The following is a 15,048-nucleotide window of genomic DNA, read 5'->3' as shown; positions in this document are numbered from 1 at the left end:
CAGGTGGCGACCAGATCGCGGCGGCGGCCGTCGGCCCGCCGCCGCGACCGGCTCATCGGCTGGCTCCTGGTCACCCCCGCGCTCGCCTATTTCCTGATATTCCTGCTTTATCCGGCACTGTCGGCGCTCTACTACAGCTTCACAGACTGGAACCTGCGCTCCGACGCCGCCTGGGTGGGCCTGGCGAACTACGCCGACCTGCTCTTCGACAACGTGAAATTCCCGCACTTCTGGAAGTCGGTCGGCGTCACGCTGCAGTACACGCTCATCGCCGTCCCGCTGACCCTGGTCTCCGCGCTGGCGCAGGCGCTGCTGCTGAACGCGATCCGGCGCGGGGCGAACCTGTTCAGGCTGCTGCTGTTCCTGCCGGTCGTCACGGCCGAGGCGGCGGTCGGCGCGATCTGGCGCTGGCTCTACGACCCCCAGTACGGCCTGATCAACGCCGTGCTCGGCCTGTTCGGCATCCCGGGGCAGAACTGGCTCAACACCCCTGAGCTGGTCATCCCGGCGCTGGCGTTCATCGCGGCCTGGCAGTGCGGCATCTCGATGATCATCTATCTGGCCGGCCTGAAGGGCATCCCCGGCGCGATCACGGAGGCCGCGGTCATCGACGGGGCCGGCCCCTGGCAGCGGTTCTGGCGGGTGACCTTCCCGATGCTCCGGCCCACCACGTTCTACCTGCTGGTGACGGGGGTGATCGCGGCGCTGCAGGTGTTCGGCCTGGTGTACGTGATCTTCTCCGGCAACGGGCGCAGCGTCACCGGCGGCCCCGAGCAGTCGGGCCTGACGTACGTGCTCCACCTCTACCTGTTCGCCTTCCGCTACGACGCCATGGGGGCGGCCTGCGCGATGTCGTTCATCCTGCTCGTCTTCATCATGATCGTGACCGCGCTGCAGTTCAGGTTCGTCAAGCAGGAGGCGGCATGAGGAAGGCCCCCTTTTACGTGGCGCTGGTGCTGCTGGCGGCCGTGTCGGTGGTGCCGTTCCTGTGGATGCTGGCCACCTCGGTCAAGCACGGGCAGGACATCTACAGCAAGGTGCCCAACCTGCTGCCGCTCGACAAGAAGACCGGCGAGTGGGCGGCGACGCTGGACAACTACGACTACGTGCTGGACGTCGGCGGGCTCGGGAACGCGTTCGTCAACAGCGTCTGGGTGTGCGCGATCCTGGTGCCGGCCAAGCTGCTGGTGGACGCGCTGGCCGCGTACGCGTTCGCGCGGATCCCGTTCCCGGGCCGCGACAGGCTGTTCGTGATCATGCTGGGCGGCATGATGGTGCCCGCGATCACGCTGCTGGTGCCGCGCATCCACGTCACGCAGGCGCTCGGCATGTTCGACTCCGGATGGGGGCTCATCGTCCCGAACATCGCCTCCGTCCTGGACATCTTCCTGCTGCGGCAGTTCTTCCTGTCGATCCCGGCCGAGCTGGAGGAGGCCGCGCTCATCGACGGCGCGGGCCGCATGCAGATCTTCTGGCGGATCGTGCTGCCGCTGTCGAAGCCGGTGCTGGCGGTCGTGACCATCACCAGCTTCCTGTTCCACTGGAACGACCTGGTCTGGCCGCTGGTCGTCACCAACGACCCCGAGCTGTACACGCTGCCGCTGGCATTGCAGCAGCTCGTCGCCAGCCCCGACGGCGGGCGGGCGTACTACATCATGGCCGGCGCCACGCTCGCCGTCCTGCCGGTGATCGCCGTGCTGATCGTCTTCCAGCGCCGCATCCTGCAGGGCATCGCGTTCACCGGTCTCAAAGCCTGAGGAGGAAGAGAGTGCTCATCGACGGCCGGGTGCTGGTCACCGCCGACTACCCCTACTACCGCGACGACCCGGCCGTCTGGGCCGACCGGCTGCGGGCCGTGCGGGACGAGCTCGGGATCGAGGTGGTCACCTGCTACCTGCCCTGGCGGCACCACCAGCCGGAGCCGGGCCTGGCCCCCGACTTCACCGGGGCCACCCACCCGGCCAGGGACGTCGTCGGCTTCCTCGCGCTCTGCGCGGAGCTGGGGCTGCGGGTGATCGCCAAGCCGGGCCCGTTCATCCACGCCGAGGTGGGCTACGGCGGGCTGCCCGACTGGGTCGACCCGGACGCCGACCCGTCGATCGAGCCGCTGCTCGACGCCGAGGGGAAGCCGTCCCTCTGGTCGGACGGCTCCGTCTCCCGGCCGCTGCCCGCGCCGCTCGGCGCCGCGTTCCTGACCAGGGCCACGCAGTGGCTGTCGGCCGTGGGCAAGGAGGTGCTGGCCGGCGCGGCTCCGGTGATCGCGCTGCAGATCGCGAACGAGGGCATCTACACCAGCGGGGCGCTGCCGCTGACCGCCTACGACTACAGCCCGTCGGGGCTGGCGTTCTACCGGGACCGGCTGCGGTCCTGGTACGGGACGCCGGAGGCGTACAACGCGGCGCACGCGACGGCGCACGCGGACTGGGCCGAGGTAGAGCCGCCGCCCAGGGCCGGCGGGCTGCTCGCGCGGGCCGACTGGGGCCGCTTCCACGCCGAATACCTGGCCGAGGTCTACCGCGTCTGGGCCCAGGCCGTCGGCTCCGGCCTGCCCGTCTTCGTGAACCTGAACCCGCCGACCGTCCCCGAGCTGGACGACTGGCTGGCCAGGGTCAGGCCGCGGCTGTGGGGCGGCATCTCGTACGGCTTCACCAACTGGATGGGCGTGGTGTCGGCCGACCGCGACGCCCAGGCCCGCTACGTGATCGCCGCCAAGCTCGCCCCCGGCCCGAACCTGGAGGAGAACTGGGGCTTCTCCCGCCTCTACGACCCCGCCTACATCGACGGCGCGACCAGCTTCCACCAGTCGCTGCTGGCCATGGCGGCGGGCGCGACCGGGTTCAACGTCTACACCGGGGTCTCCACCTCGGGCTGGGCGCCGGAACTCGACGCGGCGCACGAGGGACCGTACCCGGACTGCGCGCCGATCGACGCCGACGGCTCTCCCACCGGCAAGGCTCCGGTGGTGCGGGCGCTGTCGGACTTCTTCGCCGCGCACGGGGCGGAGTTCCTGGAGTGCGCGGGCACGGCGCGCGACGCGTTCGGCCTCTACCTGCCGTACGCCGGGATCGCGGCACTTTCGGGTGCCGACGGACCGGGTTGCGGACGGGCGCTGCGGGCCTTCCACGAGCGGATGCGCGAGCGCGGCCTGGACTACGCGCTGGTCGACCTGGAGGACACGACGGCCGGGGAGCTGGGCGCGTACCGGTCCGTGACCGTGCCCGGCGGCCCGTTCATGCACCGGAGCGTGCAGCGGCTGCTCGCCGACTACGCCGCCGCCGGCGGCCGGGTGCTGGTGGACGGGCCCGTCCCCGCGCTGGACGAGAACCTCGCGCCGTGCGCCCTGCTCACGCCGTCCGCGCCGCCCGCCAACGAAGACGGCTCCCTCGTCCTGTACGGCGCCGCCGACGCCTTCCTGCGCAGCCATCCGGACCGGGACGTCCACTACCTGATCGTGCTTGTCCAGGCCGGCAACCGGGGCCCGATCGGGGTGCGGACGCCGTACGGGACCGTCGAGATCGCCGCCGCGGACGGCGGCGCGGCCGTGCTGCGGCTGACCGGCGGCGGGCTGGGCGATCTGGTGGTGAAGGGCGTCAACGGCTACCTGTCGTCCGCGGTCGCGGCGCGCGTGTCCCTCAACGGTGAGAGCGTCGTCACGGCGGGCCCCGGCGACCTGATCATGATCGCCGGAGTCTGACCAATGCCCGGCATTTATTGACAGAACGGACAGGTATTTCGCCGCCTCGGCTGCCGCTCTGCTCCTTCACACGGGGACGACGTTCCCACCGGAAAGGAGATCGGAATGGCAACCGGAGAATTCCAGGTGATGAAAGTACCGGCCGAGCAACTCGCCGGCGTTCTCCACGGCCAGGTTGTCGATCCCGGCGCGCAACCCACGAACGTCGTGCACCGTAACGAGGGCTGGACCGTGGACGTGAGCTGGGAGGTCGCCGGCGAGCTCATCGACTGGCTGGCGGGCCGCTGGAACGTGGAGATCATCGCCGACCTGCTGGGCGGCGGTGAGACCAGGCACCCCTCACCCCCTGTCGAACTGACCTTCACGCCTGGCTCGGGCAGATACACCGCTTCCGTCCCGATGCGGGGTCAGCTCTCCCCCGGCACCTATGACCTGGTGGTCAACCTCACCACCACGACCGCCGCCGGCACCGCGGGGGCGCTCGGCGGGTTCGTGGTGATCAGCAAGATTGTGGTCAAGGAATGAGGGCCGCCGCCCCGGGCGGCCCGCCCGGGGCGGCCGTGGACGGAGCCGCCATGTCTCTGGTGCTCAACCCCGTGTGGTGGGATCAAGGCCGGCCTGGTCCCGTGGCGATGGGCGCGCTCATCGCCACCGACCGCCTGCTGTCCTATGTGACGAACGAGGAGACGGTCTTCACCCTGGCCCGCGCCGACATCCGGGCGAGCTGGCGGCCCCTGCGCGTCGACCTCACCTGCGCCGGACGCCGCTTCCGGCTGCGCTTCCTGCCGCCGGGGGCCTTGATACGGCCGACCGGCGTCCTGCAAGCCCGCCGTAAGTCACGCGCCCTACGCTCCTGGCTGGCGGCCACGGGGGAAAGACCGGCCGCCTGACGTATCTGACGCCGCTGGAGACGCTCTTATCTCCTCGAGGCGAACTAACGGGAGACCCCATGTCCGACACTCCGATGACCGCGGACGACGTGCTGCGCATCGCCGCTTACAAGGACCGGAGCCCGGCACTCGAAGCGATGGTCATCGCCTACAGCTACCACCGCGTCGCCGGGGACCTCGCCCAGCACCTGGGCAAGGACGCGAACAACTGGTACTGCTACGCCACCTGGACCTCCAAGGCCGTCGGAGAGAGCCTCGACCTCAGCCCCGACTCCCCGTTCATCCTGGACTTCGGTCGCAAGATGCGGGTGCCCCACCGGTTCAGGAGGGTGTTCAGGGCGGTCCTGCTCACCCTGCTCGGGCCCAGCTACCAGCTCGGGCTCGCGCTCGCCAACCGGGCCATCTTCCTGGAGACCGCCAGCCTCGCGGTCAACCTGTGGAACGATTCGCCCGACCGTTTCCTCAGGGTCAGCCCGGAGTCGGATCTGACGCCGAGCCCGCCTGCGTTCCTGACGGACCTGCTGGCCGAGGCCGACCCCCGCTACCTGAAGGACGCCGCGCAGCTCCTGGTCGAGGCCAAGCAGACCGCCGACCCCGAGGCCCGCGCCGAGCTGATGTTCGGCGCCTGCGTGGCGCTGTCCGCCTACGAGCAGGCCCGCGCGCAGAAGGCCCTCGAGCTGGTGCTCTACCGGCCGGTCCGGTGGCTGACGCGGGTGTCGTGGCGGTCGCTGCGCTCGCTGGTGACCCGGCGCCGCTTCCCGAGGTTCCGCCTGTACGCCGCGCGGCACGAGGACCAGCCGTGGCTGACGCGCTGGCTGGAGGGGAAGTGGTCCTCGCTCTACACCCGCCACCTGTTCGCCGTGCAGACGCCGCTCAGCGACATCAAGGTGGGCCGGCCGCTGACCGCGCCGGAGGGCGTGGACATGGAGCGGGTCTGGGCGCCGATCCAGAACGAGAAGGTCCGCAAGCTGGCCGAGGAGTTCATCACGGCCGACCAGGAGGCGTCCACGGCCGGGGTGGCCGACTGGGTGTCCTACCGCGACCGCATGCGCTTCATCGTCAGCTACTTCCGCGTCTACCAGCACGTGGGCGCCCTCTACGACCTGCCCTTCGCCAAGGACGTCGCCGACGGCCTCGCCCGGGAGATGGAGCACGGGCTGGTGCCGCAGGCCGTCAACATGATGCTCGCCCGGGGCGGGCGCAAGGTCTACGAGTATCCGGCGGAGAGCGACCCGGACGCGTTCGAGATGGCGCACTTCGACTTCGAGCCGTTCCTGGAGGCGATCCAGCTCGACCCGTCGGCGAAGTGAGTCAGTCGAGGAAGTCCCTGGTGATCTCGCGGGCTTGCAGGAGCCCGCGGAGCTTCGCGAACGTGCGGGCTCGGGTGGGCCCGATGCTCCCGACCGGCCTGCCCAGCCTGCGCGCCACGTCCACGTAGTGCGGCTCGGAGGTTTCCGTGAGCGCTCTGAACAGGACCCGCTGCGCTGCCGGCAGCTCCTCGACGAGCTCGTCGAGCGTGCCGGCCAGCCAGATCCTGGCCAGCTCCCTGTCCACGTCGTCCGTGCTGCCCAGCGTGTCGAGGTCAGGGGTGCAGATCTCCTTCGTCCGCTTGGTGAGCTTCAGGCACTCGCGGAAGGCGATGGTGGCCAGCCAGCCCGCCATGCGCTGGCCGTCCTCCACGCTCCTGAGGTTCTGCCAGGCCAGCAGCCAGGTCGTCTGGAGCACGTCCTGGGCGTCCTCGTGGCTGAGCCTGAACCGGCGGACGCGGGCCTTGAGCATGGGGCTGAACTCTTCGATCAGCCGCTCCCACGCCATGGCGTCGCCGTCCTGGGCGGCCGAGACGAGGGTGGCGGTATCGGGTCTTTCGATGGTGTCCAGGTACATGTCGATCTCCCTGCCGGGCCGGGCACTCGGGGGGTCGCCATTACCGCCCGGCATCCCAACGGTGCGCCGAGTGATCGCCAGGGGCTGTCTCGCGCGTGACAGTCACGATGTGTTCCTCATCACAATCGGGACATCCAGGACCGTCGGCTGTTCGTGCGCGGGATGCGGCTTAAAGTTCTTGCATGAGCGGGTTCCCGAGCGATGTCCAGCCGGTGGCCTCCGTGCTGGCGGAGATCCCGCTGTTCCGCGTACTCGGAGAAAGCGGCATCGAGAGCACGGCGCGGGCCGGGATGGCGAGGCGTTACCGGGCCGGCCAGATCATCATCCACCAGGGGGATCCGGGAGAGTCCCTCTACGTGGTGCTGGACGGCCTGGTGAAGGTGGTGTTCACGACCGAGCACGGCGACGAGATCGTGCTCAACATGCTGAGCCGCGGCGACACCTTCGGCGAGCTGGCGCTGCTGGACAACTCACCGCGCTCGGCGTCGATCGTGACGGTCCGCCCCGCCTGGGTGTTCGCGCTGCCCAGGGCACGGCTCCTGGAGCTGATGCGGGAGCATCCGGGGCTGGCCGACGAGTTCCTGCGCATGCTCGGCCACATGGTGCGCAGGCTCACCGACCAGGCGGCCGACCTGGCCTTCCTCGACCTGGGCGGGCGGCTGGCCAAGCTGCTGCTGCAACTGGCCGACAAGCACGGCCACGACGACGGGGTGGTGGACCTGCCCGGGTTGACCCAGTCCGACCTCGCCGCGCTCATCGGCGCGTCGCGGCCGGCGGTCAACCGGGCGCTGCAGTCCCTCGTGGCGAGAAACCTCATCGCCGTCAAAGGCCGGGCGATCACGCTGCTGGACGTCGCCGCCCTGCGGAAACGGGGCGGCCTCTGACCGAAATCTGGAGTACGGGGTAGATGAACGATCACGAACGCTGGCCTGAAGAGAGATTCCGCCAGCTGCGACAGCAGGCGGACCCGGACATCGACAAGGTCGTGGCCGAGTACCTGGACGCCCAGCCTGCGGGAAGCGGGCCCCTGGAGCTGGTGAAGGCGGTGATCCAGGAGCTGGCGGCGGCCAAGCGGGAGGCCAGGGCGCCGTCGGGCGAGCCGCCCGCCTCCGCGATCTTCGCGGCCATCGACTTCGCCGCGGAGCTGCCCGGCTGGGGCGACGACCGCGAGCTGCTGGCCAGGGGGCAGGCCGTCTTCGCCGACTACGGGCTCTACCAGTCGGCCGCGCTCTTCTGCAAGTGCCTGCCCATGGCGTACGTGGAGGTGTCCAGCGCCAAGGTGCTGGCCAACGTGTCCCGGCTGGCCACGCACAGCCTCACCCGCCGGGTGGCCGAGACCGGGCAGATGCTGGTCGACGTGATGGGCCTGAAGGCCACCAACAGCCTGGAGCCCGGCCGTCCCGGGCACACCACGGCGCTCGGCCTGCGGATCCTGCACTCCTTCGTCCGCGCCCTGGTCAACGAGCGTTTCGCTGACCACTGGGACACCGCGCGGTTCGGCCCCCCGGTCAACCAGGAGCTCCTGCTGGCCACCATCTTCGACTTCTCTGTGGTGACATGGGAGGCTCTGGAGAGTATGGGCGTGACGCTCTCCGCGGAGCAGCGTGCGGCCCACCTCTACACGTGGAGCGTGTTCGGCCATCTCATGGGCGTGGAGGCCTGCCGTGACCGGCCTCTCACGCTCGAGGACGTCGAGCCGGTCAGCGAGCGCCTGGGCCGCCTGTACGAGTCCAGCGACGAGGGCCGCCGGCTGATGGCCAGGCTGCTGGAGGAGATGGAGGAGTTCATGCACCTGGGGTGGCGCAAGCTGCCGCGCAGCCTGGTGCACTGGGTCTTCCGCGACGCCAAGTACGGCGCCGACCGGGTGCCCGAGCTGCTGGGCGTGCCCAAGCCCGCGTGGTGGTTCACCGCGCTGTTCGCGGCCGGCCGGGCGGCGAACCGGCACGCGGCGCTGGCCGGGCCGGTGGACGGCGTCGTCCGCTGGCTGGTTCGCAGGCTCGGGCGGCAGATCGTGGTCGCCCTGATCGACCGCCACTCCGACGGGCAGGCGGCCTTCCGGATCCCCGGGGACCTGGCCGGCGCCTGGCGGATCAAGCAGTCGCGCTCCGCCGTGAAGACGCGCGAGCTCCGCCGCACGGTCCGCCGGAAGGTGCGCGCGCCCGCGCGGAGACTGAAGGAGCGGCCCACATGACCGCTCCCCACCCGCCCGGCACGCTGACCACGGCGACCATCCTGTTCACCGACGTGGTCAGCTCCACCGCCATGCGCATCAGGCTGGGCGAGGAACGCGCCAACGTGGTCTTCCGCCGCCTCTACCAGCTGCTGCGCTCGGTGGTGACGGCCAACGGCTCGACGTTCACCAAGAGCCTGGGCGACGGGCTGATGGCCGTCTTCGACTCGGCCACGGCCGGGCTCGACGCGGTCATCGCGGTGCAGCAGGCGGTGGCCGACGAGAACGAGCGCGCCCCGGACAAGATCTCCATCAGGGCCGCGCTCGCCGCCGGCGACGTGTGCTGGGGCCACGACGACGTCAGCGGGCTGCCGACCGTCGAGGCGGCCCGGCTGGTCGCCATCGCGGAGGGCGGCCAGGTGCTCTGCACCGACCTGGTGCGGCGGCTGGCGCAGGGGCGCAGCCGGCACGAGTTCAAGGACCTGGGGCGGCTGCCGGGCAAGGGGCTGCGCGAGCCGCTGCACACGTACGAGCTGCACTGGCAGAGCGCCGACCACCACCAGGTCGCCGGGCTGGCCCCCTGGCTGGAGGACGGTCACGTGCTGCCGTTCGTCGGCCGGGACGAGCAGCTGCGGACGCTCGACGGGGAGCTGGCGGCGGCCGAGTTCGGCAGCGGGCTGGTGATCCTCCAGGGCGACTCGGGGGTCGGCAAGACCCGGCTGGCCTCGGAGGTGGCCCGGCGGGCGCTCAAGCGGCAGTTCACGGTGCTGGCCGGGCGGTGCACGGATCCGGCGCGGCGGGCGTACGAGCCGATCGCCGGGGCGGTGGAGCGGCTGGCCCGCACCTCGCCCGCGCTGCTGCTGCGCGCCGGGGTCGACCAGCAGTGCGGCCAGCTCGTCCGCCTGGCGCCCTCGCTGGCCGCTCCCCCGCTGTCGCTGGAGGTGCCGCCGGCCACCGAGCCCGTGTCCGAGCGCTACCAGCTGATGGCGGCGGCCCGCACGCTGATCGAGCGCCTGACCACCGTGCGGCCGGTGCTGCTGGTGATCGACGACCTGCAGTGGGCGACGCTGGAGTCGCTGCAGATGCTCAACGCCCTCATGTGGGACGCCGAGGCGCTGCCGCTGCTGGTCCTGGCCACCTCGCGGCCCCTGCCTGTCGGCTCGGCGGCCGAGTCGGCCCTGCCGGAGCTGCACAAGCTGACGGCCGACAGCCGCACGATCGAGGTGCCCTCCTTCGGGCTGGACGAGGTCTCCCACGCGCTGGCGGAGGTGCGCGGCGGCGGCGACTCCGAGCTGCTGCACCGGATCACCGGCGGCAACGCGTTCCTGGTCAGCGAGGTGGTCAGAGAGCTGGCCGCGGGCAAGGAGCTCGACGGGCTGACCGTGCCCGACTCGGTGACGCGGATGGTCATGGCCCGGCTCTCGCAGCTCCACCCGGACGCCAGAGACCTGGTCAACCTGCTGGCCGTCGGCGAGCGCATGGAGTCGGCCGAGCTGCGGGCGGGGCTGGGGCTCGACGAGGCCCGGTTCGTGGCCGCGGTGGAGGAGGCCATGGGCGCCGGCCTGGTGACCATGTCGGACGGCGGGTCCTGCCGGTTCTCCCACGAGCTGACCAGGACCGCCCTCTACGCCAAGCTGTCCGCGCCGCGGGCGGGGCTGCTGCACGGCAAGGTCGCCGACGCGCTGTGCCGGACCGACCCGCGCGCCATGGAGACCCGGCCGTACGTCGTGGCCACCCACCTCCTGGCCGCCGCCGGGCACGGCCGCGACCCGGTCCGGGTCAGCGCGGCGGCGGACGCGGCCGTGCACGCGGCGCAGTACGCGCTGGCCGGGCTGGCGCACCGCGAGGCGGTCACCTGGTACCAGCGGGTGCTCGACCTGCTGGCGGACTTCCCCGGCGCCACGCTGGAGCGGCGCGCGGAACTGCTGGTCGAGTGCGGCCGGGCCATGTGGCTGGCCGGCGACCCCGACGCCAGGCAGACCCTCGTACAGGCGGCCGACCTGGCCAGGCAGTGCGAGCGCTCCGACCTGATCGTGATCGCGGCGCTGGGCGGCGACCGGGGCTTCTCCACCATCTCGGCGGCACCCGACCAGCAGCGCATCGCACTGCTGACCGAGGCGCGCAGGCTGGTCGACTCCACCGACCTGAGCACCCGGGCGCTGCTGGCGGCCCAGCTCGCCTCGGAGCTCATCTGGGCGCCCGACGGCGAGCGGCGCTTCGCGCTGAGCGACGAGGCCGTGGCCCTGGCCCGCAAGTCGGGCGATCCGCGCACGCTCGCCAGCGTGCTGGGGCAGCGCAGCCTGACGATCATCCCCGCCGACCCGCTGCACCAGCGCCACCGCGACGGCGACGAGATGCTGGAGGCGGCCCGCCGCACGGGCGACGACCTGGCGCTGTTCCACGCGTACGTGCAGCGCACTCCCCCGGTGCTCGACGGCGGCGACGTGACCAGGGCCGCGATGCTGCTCGGCGAGGCGGACGAGCTGGCGCGCCGGCTGGCCCAGCCGCACCTCAACTGGCTGATCGGCTACTCCAGGGCCGGCCTGACCCTGATGCAGGGCGACCTGGCGCAGGCCGAGTCGGAGGCGCAGGCGGCCCTGCGGCTGGGCTCGGAGATCGGCCGCCGCCTGGAGGCCGTGGCCATCTACTCGTCGCAGATCGCCGAGATCCGGCGGCTGCAGGGGCGGCTGTGGGAGCTGCGCGACCGCTATCGCCGCGCCGCCCAGGCGCCGCGCGTCGACCCGGTGCACGCGATCCTGCGGTATCTGTGCGAGATGGCCGACGAGGAGGCCGCGCCCCTGCTCGACCGCATCCTGGCCGACGGCGGCGCCACGCCGCCCCGCAACATGGCCCACCGGCCCGCCCTGGACAACCTCGCCGTGGCCGCCTCCCGCCTGGGGCGGGCGGAGCTGGCCGAGCAGCTGTACGGCTCGCTGGCCGCCGACGGGCAGACGTTCGGCCACGGCGCGGTGGCCCACCACTGCGGGCACCACTACCTGGCGCACCTGTGCATCGCGACGGGCTCACCGCAGCGGGCGGCCGAGCACTTCGAGGCCGCGGCCGAGATGCACGAGCGGCGGGGGGTGCCGCTCATGCTGGCGGAGTCGCTGCTCGACTGGGCCGACCTGCTGGACGGGGGCGAGGTGAGCGGGCCGAAGCCGGCCGACCTGCGCAAGTGGTGCGCCTCGCTGCTGCCGGGCCGTGGCGCGATCCTGCTGGAGCGGCGGCTGTCCTGACCTGGCTTTACTTGGCCGAGGGGGTCAGCGCAGGTAGGAGGCGCCGTTGAGGTCGAGCACGGCGCCGCTGGCCCATTCGGCGGCCGGGGAGGCCAGGTAGACGACGGCCGCCGCGATCTCCTCCGGCCGCGCCACCCGCCCGAACGGGCTCTGCGCCCGGATCGCGTCTCCCCCGGGCCCCGTGAGGTACTCGGTCGTCATGTCCGTCTCGACGAAGCCGGGCGCCACGGCCGCCACCGCGATCCCGCGCGGGGCGAGCGCGATGGCCAGCGACTGGCCCAGCGCGTTCAGCCCGGCCTTGCTCGCCCCGTAGGCGGGGCTGTCCGGCTCGCCGCGGAAGGCGCCGCGCGAGGAGACGTTGACCACGCGGCCGCCGGCGGGCATGTGCCGGACGGCGCACCAGATGACGTTGGCGGTCCCCACCAGGTTGATGTCGAGCGTGCGCCGCCAGGCGCTCTGCCACTCCTCGTACGACAGCTCCGTGAGGGGATGGTGGAAGTAGGTGGCGGCGTTGTTGACCAGCACGTCGATGCCGCCCAGGGCGTCGGCCGCCGCGTCCACCATGCCGCGCACCGCCTCGGGATCGGCCAGGTCGCCCCGCACGATCGTGTGCCCCTCGCCGGGCAGCTCCGCCAGCAGGTCCTGCGCCTCCTTCGCGGAGTCCCGGTGATGGATCGCGACCCGGTCGCCCTGCGCGGCGAAGGCCGCCGCGACCGCCCGCCCGATACCTCTCGACGCACCTGTGACAAGAACTCCACGCCCGCTCATGTCGCCGCACGCTAGCAGGTGCCCGCTCAGAGGCGGCGTTCGGGCTCGCGGGCCGGTGGCGCCCACTGGGGCGGGGCTGCTGCGGGGCCGGCGGGCAGGCTGACGGTGAAGGTGGCGCCGGCGCCCGGGCGGCCGTCCGCGGTGATGGTGCCGTGGTGGCCCTCCACCACCTCCCGTACGAGCGCCAGCCCGAGCCCGAAGCCGCCTCCCACGAACCGGGCGAAGAGGCGTTCGGTGTGCGCCGGGTCGAAGCCCACCCCGTCGTCGCGCACGGTCAGCCGGACCAGGTCGCGGTCCCGGGACAGGATCACCCAGATGTGGCCGCCCGCGCGCGTGTGGCCCAGGGCGTTGTCCAGCAGGGCCGAGACCACGCGGCGCAGCGCGGACTCAACTCCGCGCACCACGTGATCGCCCGGCCCTTCGCACCGGACCTCGATCGTCACCCCCTTGGCCGCCGCGCGGGCGCCCTCGGCCACGGCCAACTCGGAGGCCAGCATCGCGAGGTCGACGGGCGCGAACGGCCGGCGCGACTGCTGGAACCGGGCCGACTGGAGCAGGTCCTCGACCACCTCGCCCAGCTGCCTGGTGCCGGTCACGAGCTGGTCCACCTCGTCGATGAGCAGGATCGGGTCCGTGCCGCCCCGCAGCCGGCGGGACAGGAGCTGGGCGCGGGTGTGCAGGCGGGTCAGCGGGCTGCGCAGCTCGTGGCTGACGTCGGCGGCGAAGCGGCGCTGGCGCGCCAGGGCCTCGCCGAGCGGCGCGATGGCGCGGCGGGAGATGACCTGGCCCACCAGCAGCGCGGCCAGCAGGCCGCCGATCTCCGCGCCGCCGAGCGTGCGCAGCAGGCGCTGCCGTTCGGCTACCTGGTAGCGCAGGTCCAGCGCCGCCTGGAAGGTGTCGGCGCCGCGCCGCTGGGTGCGGATGAGGTACGCGTGCCCGTCCACCCGGACCTCCTCGACCCTGGGCGGCAGCCCGGTGGCGACCTGGTCCATGGGCGCGCGTACCGGAAGCGCCTGCGGCGCGCCCGGGGAGCTCTCCACGGTGCCGTCGGGCCGCAGCAGGTAGAGCCAGACGCAGGGGGGAGGGTGGGCGATGGGGGCGCGCTGCACGGCGGCGGTCAGGTCGCGCCGGGCGGACTCGGCCTGCTGGTGCAGCATGACGCAGTAGACCAGCACCCCGGCCAGGGCCAGGACCAGGGAGATCGCGCCGGCCACCTGCGCGGTGAGGCGCCGGCGGGCCCGCTTCAGCAGCCGCCGCTCGAGCTCCGATCCCGGCCCCGCCGGGCTCATAACTCACCCAGGCGGTAGCCCACGCCCCGCACGGTGTACACGACCCCGGATCCCAGCTTGTTGCGCAGGTAGTAGACGTACGTGTCCACGATCGATTCCTTCTTGGCGCCGTCGAAGACCCGCTGCCGGAGCGACGTGCGGGTGTGCACCTGCCGCGGGCGCGCCGCCAGGGCGCTGAGCAGCCGGCACTCCTGCCCCGACAGCTCGATCTGCTCCCCGCTCGGCAGCCGGACGATGTGCGACTCGGAGTCCAGCCAGCCCGCGCCGAGCGGCAGCAGCGTGGCCTGGTCGAGGTTCCTGCGGTGCAGGGCCCGCACCCTGGCCAGCAGCTCCTCGATCTCGAACGGCTTGACCAGGTAGTCCTCCGCGCCCGCGTCCAGCCCGGCGACCCGGTCGGCGACCGAGCCGAAGGCGGTCAGCACCAGCACGGGGGTGGTGACCGCCTGCCGTCGCAGCCGCCGCATGAGGTCGATGCCGTCGAGCGACGGCAGGCCGCGATCGATGATCAGCACGTCGTACGAGCGGCTCAGCCCCAGATGCAGCCCGCGCTGCCCCTCCAGAGCCAGATCGACCGTGTACCCCTCCTCGGTGAACAGGTCGACGAGCATGCGCCCCAGTTCGCGGTCATCCTCGATGACCAGCAGCCGACGGGCTGTACCCGGTGTTCCAGCCACCAGACCACGGTTACACCACGCCCAGGAGGATTACCAGGTCCACTCGAGCATTGGTTGATCGAGAACCAGGCGCACCACGGTTCACCTGCGCGATCACGATGGATTGGTCCTGACCAGCTCCGAAACTTCCGCAACCTTGGTCCGGGTCTCGAGGCGCTCGGGCAGCGCCAGCTTGTAGAGGGGCAGCGCGCCCACCGCGTACGACTCCCGCCAGCCGAACCCCATCCCCCGCATCGCCAGCGCGCACCTGAAGTACTTGCCGGCGAACCCGGCGAGCAGGATCAGCCCGAACGCCGGCAGAATGGCGCCGCCCGCGATGCCCCCGAGGTGGGTGTTCAGCCCCGAGGAGACGCCGATCCAGTCCGTCAGCCAGCCGGCAGTCAGCGGCACGAGGATGACGACGTACATGCCGGTGGCGCCGAGGCGGCCGGTGCGGGCCACGG

At 72.1% G+C, this 15,048-nt stretch carries 14 protein-coding genes; 9 read left to right on the top strand and 5 right to left on the bottom strand.

All coding sequences use genetic code 11. The features are described from left to right. The first annotated feature begins 3 nt into the window (after nt 1–3). The 6 genes from ACIHFD_RS36745 to ACIHFD_RS36720 all read left to right on the top strand — a co-directional run bounded on the left by ACIHFD_RS36745 (nt 4) and on the right by ACIHFD_RS36720 (nt 5,894). Nucleotides 4–927 (top strand): carbohydrate ABC transporter permease, encoded by a 924-nt coding sequence (locus tag ACIHFD_RS36745; protein WP_397370914.1) that lies wholly within the window; start codon nt 4–6, stop codon nt 925–927. Then, on the top strand, nt 924–1,757 hold the full coding sequence (locus ACIHFD_RS36740; protein WP_350727139.1) for a carbohydrate ABC transporter permease: 834 nt from the start codon (nt 924–926) through the stop codon (nt 1,755–1,757). The genes ACIHFD_RS36745 and ACIHFD_RS36740 overlap by 4 nt, the downstream gene beginning before the upstream one ends. Before the next feature lie 11 nt (nt 1,758–1,768). After that, the gene (locus tag ACIHFD_RS36735) at nt 1,769–3,694 is read left to right on the top strand and encodes a beta-galactosidase (RefSeq protein ID WP_397370913.1); all 1,926 of its coding nucleotides are present in this window, start codon (nt 1,769–1,771) and stop codon (nt 3,692–3,694) included. 105 nt (nt 3,695–3,799) lie between these two features. Beyond that, complete coding sequence (locus tag ACIHFD_RS36730) at nt 3,800–4,219, top strand: hypothetical protein (protein WP_397370912.1); 420 nt, start codon at nt 3,800–3,802, stop codon at nt 4,217–4,219. Continuing rightward, nucleotides 4,216–4,584 (top strand): hypothetical protein, encoded by a 369-nt coding sequence (locus ACIHFD_RS36725; RefSeq protein WP_397370911.1) that lies wholly within the window; start codon nt 4,216–4,218, stop codon nt 4,582–4,584. The genes ACIHFD_RS36730 and ACIHFD_RS36725 overlap by 4 nt, the downstream gene beginning before the upstream one ends. Before the next feature lie 59 nt (nt 4,585–4,643). Beyond that, nucleotides 4,644–5,894 carry a hypothetical protein gene (locus tag ACIHFD_RS36720; RefSeq protein ID WP_397370910.1) on the top strand — a complete coding sequence of 417 codons (1,251 nt, stop codon included), beginning with the start codon at nt 4,644–4,646 and terminating at the stop codon, nt 5,892–5,894. Nucleotide 5,895: 1 nt separating this feature from the next. Here the strand turns inward: ACIHFD_RS36720 and ACIHFD_RS36715 are convergent, their stop codons facing one another. Continuing rightward, nucleotides 5,896–6,468, bottom strand: coding sequence for an RNA polymerase sigma factor (locus tag ACIHFD_RS36715; RefSeq protein WP_350727135.1), 573 nt, complete (start codon nt 6,466–6,468; stop codon nt 5,896–5,898). Nucleotides 6,469–6,650: 182 nt separating this feature from the next. Here ACIHFD_RS36715 and ACIHFD_RS36710 point away from each other — a divergent pair, with 182 nt between their 5' ends. The 3 genes from ACIHFD_RS36710 to ACIHFD_RS36700 are packed head-to-tail and all read left to right on the top strand — an operon-like array spanning nt 6,651 to nt 11,874. Beyond that, nucleotides 6,651–7,352: a Crp/Fnr family transcriptional regulator gene (locus tag ACIHFD_RS36710; RefSeq protein WP_350727134.1), complete on the top strand. Its 702-nt coding sequence runs from the start codon at nt 6,651–6,653 to the stop codon at nt 7,350–7,352. Between the two features lie 23 nt (nt 7,353–7,375). Continuing rightward, entirely contained in the window at nt 7,376–8,659 is a 1,284-nt protein-coding gene (locus ACIHFD_RS36705) for an oxygenase MpaB family protein (protein WP_397370909.1), read from the top strand. After that, the gene (locus ACIHFD_RS36700; protein ID WP_397370908.1) at nt 8,656–11,874 is read left to right on the top strand and encodes an ATP-binding protein; all 3,219 of its coding nucleotides are present in this window, start codon (nt 8,656–8,658) and stop codon (nt 11,872–11,874) included. Before ACIHFD_RS36705 ends, ACIHFD_RS36700 begins: the two co-directional genes overlap by 4 nt. Nucleotides 11,875–11,898: 24 nt before the next feature. Here the strand turns inward: ACIHFD_RS36700 and ACIHFD_RS36695 are convergent, their stop codons facing one another. The 4 genes from ACIHFD_RS36695 to ACIHFD_RS36680 all read right to left on the bottom strand — a co-directional run bounded on the left by ACIHFD_RS36695 (nt 11,899) and on the right by ACIHFD_RS36680 (nt 15,046). Beyond that, nucleotides 11,899–12,642: an SDR family NAD(P)-dependent oxidoreductase gene (locus ACIHFD_RS36695; RefSeq protein ID WP_397370907.1), complete on the bottom strand. Its 744-nt coding sequence runs from the start codon at nt 12,640–12,642 to the stop codon at nt 11,899–11,901. Between the two features lie 26 nt (nt 12,643–12,668). Then, nucleotides 12,669–13,931: a sensor histidine kinase gene (locus ACIHFD_RS36690; RefSeq protein ID WP_397370906.1), complete on the bottom strand. Its 1,263-nt coding sequence runs from the start codon at nt 13,929–13,931 to the stop codon at nt 12,669–12,671. Continuing rightward, on the bottom strand, nt 13,928–14,605 hold the full coding sequence (locus ACIHFD_RS36685) for a response regulator transcription factor (protein ID WP_397370905.1): 678 nt from the start codon (nt 14,603–14,605) through the stop codon (nt 13,928–13,930). Before ACIHFD_RS36685 ends, ACIHFD_RS36690 begins: the two co-directional genes overlap by 4 nt. Before the next feature lie 93 nt (nt 14,606–14,698). After that, entirely contained in the window at nt 14,699–15,046 is a 348-nt protein-coding gene (locus ACIHFD_RS36680) for a hypothetical protein (RefSeq protein WP_397370904.1), read from the bottom strand. Nucleotides 15,047–15,048: the final 2 nt, after the last annotated feature.

This window comes from Nonomuraea sp. NPDC051941, from assembly GCF_044593615.1.
Note: the sequence above shows the minus strand (reverse complement) of the source record. Positions and strands in the feature narration are given on the sequence as shown.

What these genes read in the sequence shown, in the direction of transcription:
- ACIHFD_RS36740 (WP_350727139.1), top strand. Translation starts at nt 924, where the DNA reads ATGAGGAAGGCCCCCTTTTACGTGGCGCTGGTGCTGCTGGCGGCCGTG.
- ACIHFD_RS36730 (WP_397370912.1), top strand. Translation starts at nt 3,800, where the DNA reads ATGGCAACCGGAGAATTCCAGGTGATGAAAGTACCGGCCGAGCAACTC.
- ACIHFD_RS36725 (WP_397370911.1), top strand. Translation starts at nt 4,216, where the DNA reads ATGAGGGCCGCCGCCCCGGGCGGCCCGCCCGGGGCGGCCGTGGACGGA.
- ACIHFD_RS36720 (WP_397370910.1), top strand. Translation starts at nt 4,644, where the DNA reads ATGTCCGACACTCCGATGACCGCGGACGACGTGCTGCGCATCGCCGCT.
- ACIHFD_RS36715 (WP_350727135.1), bottom strand. Translation starts at nt 6,468, where the DNA reads ATGTACCTGGACACCATCGAAAGACCCGATACCGCCACCCTCGTCTCG.
- ACIHFD_RS36710 (WP_350727134.1), top strand. Translation starts at nt 6,651, where the DNA reads ATGAGCGGGTTCCCGAGCGATGTCCAGCCGGTGGCCTCCGTGCTGGCG.
- ACIHFD_RS36705 (WP_397370909.1), top strand. Translation starts at nt 7,376, where the DNA reads ATGAACGATCACGAACGCTGGCCTGAAGAGAGATTCCGCCAGCTGCGA.
- ACIHFD_RS36700 (WP_397370908.1), top strand. Translation starts at nt 8,656, where the DNA reads ATGACCGCTCCCCACCCGCCCGGCACGCTGACCACGGCGACCATCCTG.
- ACIHFD_RS36695 (WP_397370907.1), bottom strand. Translation starts at nt 12,642, where the DNA reads ATGAGCGGGCGTGGAGTTCTTGTCACAGGTGCGTCGAGAGGTATCGGG.
- ACIHFD_RS36690 (WP_397370906.1), bottom strand. Translation starts at nt 13,931, where the DNA reads ATGAGCCCGGCGGGGCCGGGATCGGAGCTCGAGCGGCGGCTGCTGAAG.